We start from the raw sequence: 11,549 nt of genomic DNA, 5'->3' as shown, positions 1-11,549 counted from the left end.
TGCCATGATGGCCGGCATGGGATTCGAGCGGATCGACGAACTGCTGGACGGTGTGACGGGGAGCGGCCAACTGCACGGCGTCGCCGCGACGGTGGTGGGGCGTGAGGGCGTTCTCTACGAGCACGCGGCCGGAGATGCCAAGCCCGACACGATGTTCCGCAACGCGTCGATGACCAAGGCTGTCGCCACCACAGGGGCACTACAGCTCGTGGAGCAGGGGCGGCTGGCCCTGGACGCGACCGTCGCGTCGATCCTGCCCGAGTTCGGCGAGCTCCAGGTGCTGGACGGTTTCGACGGCGCGGAGCCGATCCTGCGGGCACCGGCGACGCAGCCGACCGTCAAGCACCTGATGACCCATACGGCCGGCTGCGGCTACCACTTCACCAACGAGAAGCTGTTCACGTTCTGCACCGAACACGACTTCCCCAATCCGCTCGAGGGTGCCAAACGCAGCCTCAGCGCGCCGCTGATCAACGATCCCGGCACCGTCTGGGAGTACGGCGTCAACACCGACTGGCTGGGCCTTGTCATCGAGGCCGTCAGCGGTCAGTCGCTGAGCGCCTACCTGGCCGAGCATGTCTACGGCCCCCTCGGGATGACGGAGACGACGTTCGACCCAACCGATGCGCAACGCGCGCGGCTGCTGCCCATCCGCTTCCGCACGCCGGACGGCAACCTGGTCGCGACCGACCTCGACCTGCCGGCCGCGCCGGAGTGGGACGCCGCCGGGCACGGGTCCTACGGGACGATCGCCGACTACGGGCGGTTCGTGCGGGCCTGGCTCAACGGCGGTGAACTCGACGGCACCCGCATCCTCGCCGAGGAGACCGTCGAGCTCGCCTTGCGCGACCACCTCGACGGGGCGACGTTGCCGAAAGAGCTCGTGTCGACCGTCCCCGAGCTGAGTAACCCGGTCGCGGTGCTGGATGTGCCGCAGGGCTGGGGCCTCGGATTCCACCTGTATCTGACCGATCTGCCGGGGATGCGCAGCGCCGGCTCGGCGGACTGGTCGGGCCTGTTCAACAGCTTCTACTGGATCGATCGCACGGCAGGCATCGCCGCGGTGATCGCGACGCAGGTACTGCCGTTCTTCGACGAGGCGATGGTGGGGACCATCCTCGGCTTCGAGGCCGCGGTCTATGCAGAACTCGGTGCCGCCGGCAGCCCGTAGCCTGGGGTATGGCTTTGTACGACCTGGGGGCCGTCCGCACGCGGATGGGCAGCGCTCTGTTCGGGATGGTGGCCGGTCCGGAGGGACCGGAAAACCGTGCCCGCATCCATGAGACGCCCGGTCCGCGCTGGTTCGCCGAGGATCGGCCGATCCGGCAGGTACACGCGGATGCGTCTATGTTCGTCGGCGGTCTGCGGGCGCTGCTGCTGCAGTCGCTGCACCCGCTGGCGATGGCCGGGGTCGCCGAGCATTCCGATTATCGCGGTGACCCGTGGGGGCGGCTGGCGCGGACGAGCACCTTCCTGGCGGTGACGACGTTCGGTCCGGCCGACGACGCGCAGCGCGTCGTCGACAAGGTGCGCGGCATCCACCGCCGCGTGCGCGGGGTCGCGCCCGACGGCCGGTCCTACGAGGCGACCGATCCTCACCTGCTGGAGTGGGTGCACATCGCCGAGGTCGACAGTTTCCTGCGGGCACATCAGCTCTACGGTTCGGCTCCGCTGGACCAGGCGGGCCGCGACGGATACGTGGCCGACACCGCGGAGGTGGCCGCCAGGCTGGGCGTCATCGACCCGCCCCGCACCGAAGCGGAAGTGGCTGAACGCCTTTCGGCGTACCGGCCCGAGCTGGCCGGCACGGCAGCCGCCCGCGATGCCGCCCGGTTCCTGCTGCTGACCCCGCCATTGCCGATCCTCGCGCGCGCACCGTACGCCGCGCTCGCGGCCGCGGCGGTGTCGATGTTGCCGCGATGGGCGCGCGGACCGCTGTGGCTGCCGTACTTCCCGCCCGCCGAGGCGACGGTCGTGCGCTCGGCGGGGCACGTGCTCGTCGGCGGCATCCGGTGGGCGATGTCCGCCAACGCGGGGTGACCTCTAGCTACCCGACACGGTGACGACGACCTTGTCCCCGCACCGTTGCGCCGCCGAGGTGAACGCGTCGGCAACCTCGGCGAGCGACCGGCGCTGACTGACGATCGCGTCGAGGTCGATTCCGCTGGTGGCCAACTCGATGGCTCGCGGGTAGGTGTCGTTCATCCGCCGCACCATCGCGAACGTCAGGCCTTTGCGTCTGGCCGCGGCCGCCGGGAACGACGACGAGTCCTCCGACGGGATGCCGCCGAGCGCGACCCGGGCACCGGGCCGGGACGCGGCGACGGCCGTGGCGATCGCGGCGTCGGTGCCGGCCATCTCGATCACCGCGTCGACACCGCGGCCCTCGGTGGCCTCGATGATTTCGCCGTCGGCGACCTCGGGCGCGAAGGCGGCGTCGACGCCGCACTGCAGAGCGGTGGCGCGTCGATGTGCGAGCGGTTCGACGACGAACACGCGGCGCGCACCCGCGCGGCGCACCACCTGCGCGGTGAGCACACCGATCGGTCCGCCGCCGACGACGAGGACGTCCATCCCCGGCCGCACGTGCGCGACGCCGACCGCGTGGACGGCGACGCCGAGGGGTTCGAGCAGCGCGCCGGCGTCGTCGCTGAGTTCGTCGGGCAGCGGGTGCAGCAGATGGTCCGGCCACACCAGGTGTTCCCGCAGGGCCCCGTCAAGTGTGCCGTGACCCGCGAATTGCACTGTCGGGCAGAGGTTGTGGAATCCGGCCGTGCACATCTCGCAGTTCTGGCACGGGATTGCGGGGTCGACGGCGACCCGGCGGCCGGCCAGCGGCCCCGTGAGCGCGACGGCGGCGAATTCATGTCCGGGTACCACGGGGCGTTCGATGCGGTTCTCCCCGATGCCGCCGTCGCTGAACCAGTGCAGGTCCGAGCCGCAGATGCCGACCGAGGTGACCGCGAGCAGCGACCAGCCCGGCGGAGGTTCGTCGGGATCGAGTTCGCGGTAGACCCGCAGATCACCGATCCCGTGCAGACGCGCGGCGAGCATCAGCGCACCGCCGCCTCAGAGTCCGCCGGCGACATGGTGATACACCCCGTTCCACTTGAGAGCGTTCTGGAAGTCGCGGACCGTGGTTCCCTCGTTGATGACCAACAGCTCGGTGCCCGTCATCTCGGCGAAGTCCTCGAACGTCTCGGTGTCCACCGCCGTGGTCAGCACGGTGTGGTGCGGCGCGCCGGCCATCAGCCACGCCTCGGCCGAGGTCGACCAGTTCGGCAGCGGCTCCCACACCGCACAGGCGACGGGCAGCTTCGGCAGCTCCGCGGTGGGTTCGACGACGCGAACCTCATTGGCCACGAACCGGAAACGGTCACCCATGTCGCAGATCCCGAGGATGACGGCGTCGGCCGGCGCGGCGGTGAAGCGCAGCCGCACCGGGTCGTCGCGGTCCCCGATCGAGAGCGGGTGCACTTCCAGTGTCGGCACGTCGGCCGCAATGCTGGGGCAGACCTCCAGCATGTGCGCGCCGAGAATTCGCTCGCGCCCCGGTGTCAGATCGTAGGTGTAGTCCTCCATGAAGGAGGTGCCGCCCGGTAAGCCTTCGCCCATCACCTTGATGGTGCGCAGCATCGTCGCGGTCTTCCAGTCGCCCTCGCCGCCGAAGCCGTAGCCGTCGGCCATCAGCCGCTGCACGGCGAGGCCCGGCAGCTGCCGCAGCCCGCCCAGATCCTCGAAGTTGGTGGTGAACGCGTGGAAGCCGCCCTGCTGCAGGAACTTCCGCAGACCGAGCTCGATCTGTGCGCCGACCCGCAGCGAGGTGTGCCGATCCCCACCCGGTAGCAACTCGGGGGCTACCCGGTAGGTGTGGGCGTATTCACGGACCAGCTTGTCGACGTCGGCGTCACTGATGTTGTTGACGACTCGGACCAGGTCGTTGACGCCGTAGGTGTCCACCGACACCCCGAAATGAGCTTCGGCCTCGACCTTGTCCCCCTCGGTGACGGCGACACCGCGCATGTTGTCGCCGAAACGGACGACCTTCAGTGTCGACAGCTCGGCGTGCCCGAGGGCTGCGCGCATCCAGTTGCCGACGCGGCGGCGTGTGCGCGGATCGCTGACGTGCCCGGCGACGGTCTTGCGCGGATGCGACATCCGGGTCTGGATGTAGCCGAACTCGCGATCACCATGGGCGGCCTGGTTGAGGTTCATGAAATCCATGTCGATGGATTGCCAGGGCAATTCGACACCGAACTGGGTGTGCAGATGCAGCAGCGGCTTGGTGAGTGCCTTCAGTCCCCGGATCCACATCTTCGCGGGCGAGAAGGTGTGCATCCACGCGATCACGCCGATGCACTCGGGGGAGGCGTTGGCCTCGGCGAAGACGCGGGCGATCTGGTCGCTGTCGGTGACGACGGGGAGCCAGCGGACCTCGACGGGGACCTCCGCACCCGCGTCGAGCTGCTCGGCGATCTGGCGGGACTGCTCGGCGACCTGGTCGAGGATCTCCTGCCCGTACATCGACTGGCTGCCCGTGACCAGCCACACCTGGCTGGTGACGAGTCGGGACGCGATCATCGCAGGGTCTCCTCGGAGGTCTCCTGTGCGCGGCCGGGCTGGCCGTACACGTTCTGGTAGCGCTCGAACAGCGCGGTGACGTCGTCGGCGTCGATCACCGGAGGCGCACCGAGCTGGCGACTGATGTGCACGGTGCGGGCGACGTCTTCGACCATCACGGCGGCCTTGACCGCGTCACGGGCGGTGCTCCCGATGGTGAACGGTCCGTGGTTGCGCATCAGGACGGCACGAGATCGGCTGTGCTGCAGCGTCTCGACGATGCCGCGGCCGATGGAGTCGTCACCGATCAGGGCGAACGGTCCGACGGGGATGTCGCCGCCGAACTCGTCGGCGATCATCGTCAGCACACACGGGATCGGTTCCCCGCGTGCGGCCCAGGCGGTGGCGTAGGTGGAGTGGGTGTGCACGACCCCGCCGACGTGCGGCATGTGCCGGTACACGTAGGCGTGGGCGGCGGTGTCCGACGACGGGGACAGTTCACCGTCGACGAGGGTGCCGTACAGGTCGCAGACCACCATGTCCGCGGGAGTCATCGAGTCGTAGTCAGCCCCTGAGGGTTTGATGACCATCAGGTCGCGACCGGGAACCCGCGCCGAGACGTTGCCCGCCGTCCAGATCACCAGTTCGTACTGGGTGAGGTGACGGTGCAGATCGCACACCTGACGGCGGAGGTCGGCGATCGCCTGGTCGATGTCGGAGGTGATCGTCACGACAGGACTCCTACGGGTTCGGGGGTGCCGATGCGGCGCAGCCGCCGCATCATGCCGTTGCCGCGGCCGAACCACTCGTAAGCGGCGACGTATTCGCGGTAGAGCTGGTCATACGCGGCGACGTTGGCGGGAATCGGGGTGTAGGCGTTGCGGATTCGACGCCCCATCTGTCGGGCCGCGGTGGGCACGTCGGGGAACGCGCCGGCCGCGGTGGCGGCGTGGATGGCGGAGCCGAGTGCGGGTGCCTGCGGGGACGGCACCACCGACAGCGGCAGTCCGACGGCGTCGGCGTAGATCTGCATGAGCAGGCTGTTCTTCAGCAGGCCGCCGGCGACGACGAGTTCGTTGACGGGAACGCCGCTGCGCACGAACGTCTCGACGATCATGCGGGTGCCGAACGCGGTCGCTTCCAGCAGCGCCCGGTACATGTCGACGCACGTGGTCGCCAGCGTCTGCCCGACCATGACGCCGGAGAGCTCGTGATCCACTAGGACGGAACGGTTTCCGCTGTGCCAGTCCAGTGCGATCAGCCCGTGCTCACCGACGCGCTGCTGACCCGCCAGCTCGGACAGGTACGCGTGCAGGGAGAGGCCACGGCGCCGGGCCTCGCTCTGGTAGCTCTCGGGCACGCAGTTGTCGACGAACCAGCCGAAGATGTCGCCGACCCCGGACTGTCCGGCCTCGTAACCCCAACTGCCGGAGCTGATCCCGTCGAGAACCACGCCGCACATTCCGGGTACTTCACGCAGCACGTCGGAATTCATCACATGACATGTCGACGTGCCCATGATCGCGACCAGCGAGCCGGGATCGAGGGCATCGGCGGCGGCGACGGTGACGTGCGCGTCGACATTGCCGACCGCGACGGGGATGCCCTGCGGCAGACCCGTCCACGCGGCGGCCTGCGCGGTGAGCGATCCGGCGCTGTCGCCGAGTCGGCCGATGCGGTGGTCGAGTTTGTCGGTGACGAAGTCGGCGAACTCCGGGCGCACCACCGCCAGGAACTCCCGCGAGGGATAGCGCTCGTCCTGCCGGATGCCCTTGTAGCCCGCGGTGCACGCGTTGCGGACGTAGGTTCCGCAGAGCTGCCAGACGATCCAATCGGCGGCCTCGACGAAGTGGTCCATCGCGGCGTAGATCTGTGGGTCTTCGTCGAGGATCTCCAGGGCCTTGGCGAACTCCCACTCGCTGGAGATCAGTCCGCCGTAGCGCGGAAGCCACGATTCTTGGCGTTCTGCAGCAACGGTATTGATGCGGTCGGCCTGCGGCTGAGGGGAGTGGTGCCGCCACAGCTTGGCGTAGGCGTGCGGGCGGTCGGCGAACGCGGCGAGCTCACACAGCGGGGTGCCGTCGCCGCGCACCGGAACCATCGTGCAGGCGGTGAAGTCGGTGCCGATCCCGATGACGTCGGCCGCATCGATACCCGCCGCGGAGACCGCCTGCGGGACCGCGGTGCGCAGCACGTCGACGTAGTCGCTGGGCACCTGCAGTGCCCACTGCGGGGGCAGCCGGTCGGTGCCGCCGGGCAGCGTGTCGGTGACCACCGCGTGGCGGTACAGGTGTTCGGCGCTGGCCATCTCGTGGCCGTCGCTGACCCGCACCACCAGCGCGCGTCCGGACAGAGTGCCGAAATCGACTCCTACCGTGTATTTCTCACTGCTCACGAAGACTCCCTCGGCGGTGCGGTACTGGCGCGGACGATGAGTTCGGGGGGAAGGAGCGGGACGTTGGCGCTCGACCCTTCCAGCGTCGCCATCACCAGGTCGATGGCACGCCGCCCGATCGCGTGGAAGTCCTGGCGGATGGTGGTGAGCGCAGGGATCAGGAAGCCGGCTTCGGGGATGTCGTCGAATCCGACGACGCTGATGTCGCGGGGTACGGAGCGTCCGGCTTCGGCGAGTGCGTGCAGGACGCCGATCGCCATCTGGTCGTTGGCGACGAAGACCGCGCTGACGTCGTCCCGGCGGGCGAGCTCGCGGCCGATCTCGTAGCCCCGCGCCGGGGTCCAGTCCCCTATACAGGGCGGGCGCGGCGTCAGGCCGGCGTCCCGCATGGCCTGCTCGTAGCCGGTCTGCCGGCCCTTGGCCTCGGTCCAGTTCAGCGGTCCGGCAACGTGTTCAATCGCGGTGTGGCCGAGCTCGATGAGGTGCGCGGTGGCTTGGCGGGCGCCGCCGATCTGGTCGACGCCGACGCTGAGGCCCCGCCCGGACAGGTCGCCCTCGACCACGACCAGGGGTAGGCGGGCGTCGGCGGAGTGCACGACCTCCAGCGCGTCCTCCTGGGCGGCGATCATCACGATCGCCTCCACGGACTGGCGGGTGAGGTGGTCCAGCGCGTCGCGCAGCGTCTCGAGGGTGACTTCTTCCAGCGGGACCAGACTCGAGAAGTACCCGGCGGAACGAGCGGCTTCCTGCACGGAGCGTTGGATGCTGGACGGGCCGTAGAGGGCGCTGTTGGTGCCGACGATTCCGATGATCCCCGACCGGCGGGTCACCAGTGCGCGGGCCGCGGTGTTGGGCCGGTAGCCGAGTTCCTCGATGGCCTGCTCGACGCGGGCCTTGGTTGCGGGGCGGATGCTCGCCGATCCGTTGATCACCCGGGACACCGTCTGGTGGCTGACGCCCGCCAGGCGTGCGACGTCGGCCATCACCGGCTTGCCTGCCGTCGGGGGAGTGGGCTGGGTGCTCATCCGGGTTTCCTCACCACTAGTCGTTGAACCAGGACGAATATCAACAGCAGTACCCCCGTCATGATGCGGGTCCAGTAGGAGTCGAGGTTCGCCGCGGTGACGAACGTGCCGATGGTGCCCAGGACGAGGACGCCGATCAGCGAGCCGAGCACGAATCCGACACCGCCGGAGAGCAATACGCCACCGATGACGGCGGCAGCGATGGCGTCGAGTTCGAGGCCGATGCCGTTGAGGCTGTAGCCCGAGAGTTTCTGCATCGCGAGCAGCAGTCCGGCCAGCGCCGCGCAGAATCCGCTGATGGCGTAGACGCCGATGCGGGCGCGGGAGGCGCCCAGGCCCATCAGCTGTGCGGACTGCCGGTTCCCGCCGACGGCGTACACCGTTCGGCCGAACCGGGTCTGGTGCAGCGTGTAGGCGGCGACCGCGACGACGACGAGCGCGATGACCACCGTCCAGCGGATGAACTTGTCCTCGTAGAGGTAGACGTAGTTCAGCCCGATGGCGCGCATGACCGGATCGTCGATGGGCAGCGTGTCGACGCTGATCACGTAGCAGAGGCCGCGCGCCAGGAACATGCCGGCGAGGGTGACGATGAACGGCTGCACGTCGAAGTACTCGATGACCAGACCCATGGCGAGCCCGAGGAGCGGGCCCACGATCAGGACGGCGGCCAGCGCGAGCGGGGTGGGCCAGCCCGCGCGCAGCGTCGTCGCCACGATCACGGTGGACAGCGCCACCACCGAGCCGACGCTGAGGTCGATGCCACCGGTCAGCAGAACGAACGTCATACCCACCGCGAGCACGATCAGATAGCTGTTGTCCACCAACAGGTTCAGGAACACCTGGGTGGGGCTGGCGAAGTCGAAGCGGGTGACGACGGCGACGAACATCACCACGAACAGCACCAGCGAGGCCAGCGGGGAGAGGTAGCGGCCGCGCGCGTAGCGGGCGAGCCCGGCGAGCGTGCCGGGCCGTGCAGTGGTGACGGTCATCGCGTCACCACCGGCTCGGCGCTGCGGACCGTCATCGGCGCCGGGGTTGCGGGTCGGCCCGTGCGCTTCCGTCGTAGCAGCGCCCGGAACTTCGGTGCCTGCAGCAGGCACACCGCGATGACGACGAGCGCTTTGAACACCAACGTGGTCTCCGGGGTGATGCCGGCGGTGTAGACAGTGGTGGTCAGTGTCTGGATGATCAACGCGCCCAGAATCGTTCCGGTCAGGCTGAACCGGCCGCCGAGCAGCGAGGTGCCGCCGATGACGACGGCGAGGATGGCGTCCATCTCGATCCACAGCCCGGCGTTGTTGGCGTCGGCGGCCGAGATGTTGGAGGCGATCATCAGCCCCGCGATGCCGGAACACAGCGCACTGAACACGTACACCGCGAAGACAATCGACCGATGCCGCACCCCGGCGAGCCGGCTGGCTTCGGGGTTGATACCGACCGATTCGAGCAGCATTCCGAGTGCAGTGCGGCGGGTCAGCAATCCGACGAGCGCGAATACCGCCAGGCTGACCAGGATCGCGACCGGCAGGCCGAGGGCGAAGCCCGCCCCCAGGACTTTGAACGGTGCGCTCTCGGTGGTGACGATCTGCCCGTCGGTGATCAGGAGAGCCACGCCGCGGCCAGCGGTCATCAGCACCAGCGTGGCGATGATCGGCTGCACCCCGAACACCGACACCAGCGCTCCGTTCCACAGCCCCAGCACGACGGCGACGCCGAGGGCGATCCCCATGGCGCCCAGCACAGTTCCGACGCTGCCGGGATCGCCGGAGGCGGCGATGTGCGCGCACGCCAGCGCGCCGCTGACCGCGACGACGGCACCGACGGACAGGTCGATGCCGCGCGACGCGATCACCAACGTCATCCCGAGCGCGACCAGCATGGTGGGGGCGCCGTTGCGCAGGATGTCGATGAGGCTGCCGAACAGGTGGCCGTCCTGCACGCGGATGCTGAAGAAGCTGGGCGTGAGGATCACGTTGACGACGAGCAAGGCGAGCAGCGCCAGCGCGGGCCACAGCAGGGGGGAGGCGGTGAACTTCTTGATCACGACGCACCGTTCCCGGCGATGAGGGACGTCAATTCCCGTACGGTGCATTCGTTGTCGACCTGCGCGATGCAGCGGCCCTCGCGCAGGACCGCGATCCGGTCGCTGATGCGGGCGACCTCGTCGAGCTCGGCGGAGATGAACACCACTCCCATGCCGTCGGCGGCCAGGTCGGCGATCAGCTTCTGTATCTGGGCCTTGGCGCCGACGTCGATGCCGCGGGTGGGCTCGTCGAGGATGAACAGCTGTGGTTCGGTGATCAGCCACCGGGCCAGCAACACCTTCTGTTGATTGCCGCCGCTGAGGTTCTTCACCGGCAGCCAGGAATTGCGCGGCCGGATGTCGAGCGCCTCCATGTAGCGGTCCACGAGGTCGTCGGTGGCGGCGCGGGACAGCGGCCGGGCGAACCCGCGCCGCGCCTGCAGGGCGAGGACGAGGTTGGCGCGGATCGAGAGGTCACCGATGATGCCCTCGCCCTTGCGGTCCTCAGAGGAGAACGCGATGCGCTGAGCGATCGCGGCGCGCGGTGAGCGCACCGCGGCTTTATGGCCGTCGACGGAGATCTGCCCGCTGGTCGCGCGGTCGGCGCCGAAGAGCAGGCGTGCCAATTCCGTTCGGCCCGAACCCAGCAGCCCTGCCAGCCCGACGACCTCGCCGCGATGGACGTCGAGATCGATCGGGTGCAGTGCTGGCGACCGGCCGAGATCGCGGGCACTGAGCACCACGTCGTCGCTGCGAGGAGACCCTTCGCTGTCGGCGATCTCGTCGAGCACCGCGAGCTCGTGACCGAGCATCGCCGAGATCAACGTGACACGGTCCAGCGTCGCCGTCTCGTACTCGCCGACACGGCGGCCGTTGCGCAGCACCGTCATCCGATCGGAGATCGCATACACCTGGTCGAGGAAGTGTGAGACGAACAGGATCGCGGTGCCGGCGTCGCGCAACCGCCGCATCACCCGGAACAGTTCGGCCACTTCGTCGACGTCGAGGCTCGACGTCGGTTCGTCGAGGATCAGCACCCGCGCCGACACCGCCGTCGCGCGGGCGATGGCGACGAGCTGTTGCAGCGCGATCGGGTGGTCGCCCAGCGTGGACCGTGGATCGATGGTCAGGTCGAGGTCGGCGAGCAACTCGGCGGCGCGGCGGTTCATCGCCCGTGAGTCGATGCGGCCCCAGCGCCGCGGCTCGCGGCCCAGCAGGATGTTCTCCGCCACCGTCAGATTGGGGCAGAGGTTGACCTCTTGGTACACGGTGCTGATCCCGGCGTCCTGCGCCTGCCGCGGACCGCTGAACCGCTGCTCGACACCGCCGACGGAGATGGTGCCCGCGTCGATGTCGTAGACGCCGGTGAGCGCTTTGATCAGGGTCGACTTCCCGGCGCCGTTCTCGCCCATCAGCGCGTGGATCTCACCGGGCAGGAGCCGGAACTCGACGCCGTCGAGGGCCTTGACGCCGGGGAAGTCGATCGAGACGTCCCGCATGTGCACGACCGGGTCGGCGGTCGCTGTGGTCATCACGGAAGGCA

10 protein-coding genes are annotated in these 11,549 nt (G+C 69.0%); 2 read left to right on the top strand and 8 right to left on the bottom strand.

What is annotated here, in order from left to right; translation table 11 throughout:
- Positions 1–16: 16 nt before the first annotated feature.
- A complete protein-coding gene (locus PGN37_RS11420) occupies positions 17–1,171 on the top strand; it encodes a serine hydrolase domain-containing protein (RefSeq protein WP_335331142.1) in 1,155 nt (384 codons plus the stop codon).
- Positions 1,172–1,179: 8 nt separating this feature from the next.
- Positions 1,180–2,040, top strand: coding sequence for an oxygenase MpaB family protein (locus PGN37_RS11415; protein WP_335331141.1), 861 nt, complete (start codon positions 1,180–1,182; stop codon positions 2,038–2,040).
- A 3-nt stretch (positions 2,041–2,043) separates the two neighbouring features.
- Here PGN37_RS11415 and PGN37_RS11410 read toward each other — a convergent pair whose 3' ends face one another.
- The 8 genes from PGN37_RS11410 to PGN37_RS11375 are packed head-to-tail and all read right to left on the bottom strand — an operon-like array spanning position 2,044 to position 11,538.
- On the bottom strand, positions 2,044–3,054 hold the full coding sequence (locus PGN37_RS11410; RefSeq protein ID WP_335331140.1) for a zinc-dependent alcohol dehydrogenase: 1,011 nt from the start codon (positions 3,052–3,054) through the stop codon (positions 2,044–2,046).
- A 15-nt stretch (positions 3,055–3,069) separates the two neighbouring features.
- On the bottom strand, positions 3,070–4,581 hold the full coding sequence (gene araA / locus PGN37_RS11405) for an L-arabinose isomerase (protein ID WP_335331139.1): 1,512 nt from the start codon (positions 4,579–4,581) through the stop codon (positions 3,070–3,072).
- The gene (locus PGN37_RS11400; RefSeq protein WP_335331138.1) at positions 4,578–5,291 is read right to left on the bottom strand and encodes an L-ribulose-5-phosphate 4-epimerase; all 714 of its coding nucleotides are present in this window, start codon (positions 5,289–5,291) and stop codon (positions 4,578–4,580) included. The genes araA and PGN37_RS11400 overlap by 4 nt, the downstream gene beginning before the upstream one ends.
- Positions 5,288–6,955 carry a ribulokinase gene (gene araB, locus PGN37_RS11395; RefSeq protein ID WP_335331137.1) on the bottom strand — a complete coding sequence of 556 codons (1,668 nt, stop codon included), beginning with the start codon at positions 6,953–6,955 and terminating at the stop codon, positions 5,288–5,290. Before araB ends, PGN37_RS11400 begins: the two co-directional genes overlap by 4 nt.
- Positions 6,952–7,980: a LacI family DNA-binding transcriptional regulator gene (locus PGN37_RS11390; protein WP_335331136.1), complete on the bottom strand. Its 1,029-nt coding sequence runs from the start codon at positions 7,978–7,980 to the stop codon at positions 6,952–6,954. The genes araB and PGN37_RS11390 overlap by 4 nt, the downstream gene beginning before the upstream one ends.
- On the bottom strand, positions 7,977–8,972 hold the full coding sequence (locus PGN37_RS11385; protein WP_335331135.1) for an ABC transporter permease subunit: 996 nt from the start codon (positions 8,970–8,972) through the stop codon (positions 7,977–7,979). Before PGN37_RS11385 ends, PGN37_RS11390 begins: the two co-directional genes overlap by 4 nt.
- The gene (locus PGN37_RS11380; RefSeq protein WP_335331134.1) at positions 8,969–10,027 is read right to left on the bottom strand and encodes an ABC transporter permease; all 1,059 of its coding nucleotides are present in this window, start codon (positions 10,025–10,027) and stop codon (positions 8,969–8,971) included. The genes PGN37_RS11385 and PGN37_RS11380 overlap by 4 nt, the downstream gene beginning before the upstream one ends.
- Positions 10,024–11,538, bottom strand: a complete 1,515-nt coding sequence (locus PGN37_RS11375) for a sugar ABC transporter ATP-binding protein (RefSeq protein WP_335331133.1) — start codon at positions 11,536–11,538, stop codon at positions 10,024–10,026. Before PGN37_RS11375 ends, PGN37_RS11380 begins: the two co-directional genes overlap by 4 nt.
- Positions 11,539–11,549: the final 11 nt, after the last annotated feature.

Origin of the sequence: Mycobacterium kyogaense, from assembly GCF_036946525.1 — a bacterium.
In the GTDB taxonomy this organism is placed as follows: Bacteria; Actinomycetota; Actinomycetes; order Mycobacteriales; family Mycobacteriaceae; genus Mycobacterium; species Mycobacterium kyogaense_A.
Note: the sequence above shows the minus strand (reverse complement) of the source record. Positions and strands in the feature narration are given on the sequence as shown.

Excerpts from the sequence above, each read along its gene's own strand:
- PGN37_RS11385 (WP_335331135.1), bottom strand. The coding sequence starts at position 8,972 with ATGACCGTCACCACTGCACGGCCCGGCACGCTCGCCGGGCTCGCCCGC.
- PGN37_RS11420 (WP_335331142.1), top strand. The coding sequence starts at position 17 with ATGGGATTCGAGCGGATCGACGAACTGCTGGACGGTGTGACGGGGAGC.
- PGN37_RS11410 (WP_335331140.1), bottom strand. The coding sequence starts at position 3,054 with ATGCTCGCCGCGCGTCTGCACGGGATCGGTGATCTGCGGGTCTACCGC.
- PGN37_RS11390 (WP_335331136.1), bottom strand. The coding sequence starts at position 7,980 with ATGAGCACCCAGCCCACTCCCCCGACGGCAGGCAAGCCGGTGATGGCC.
- PGN37_RS11375 (WP_335331133.1), bottom strand. The coding sequence starts at position 11,538 with ATGACCACAGCGACCGCCGACCCGGTCGTGCACATGCGGGACGTCTCG.
- PGN37_RS11415 (WP_335331141.1), top strand. The coding sequence starts at position 1,180 with ATGGCTTTGTACGACCTGGGGGCCGTCCGCACGCGGATGGGCAGCGCT.
- araA (WP_335331139.1), bottom strand. The coding sequence starts at position 4,581 with ATGATCGCGTCCCGACTCGTCACCAGCCAGGTGTGGCTGGTCACGGGC.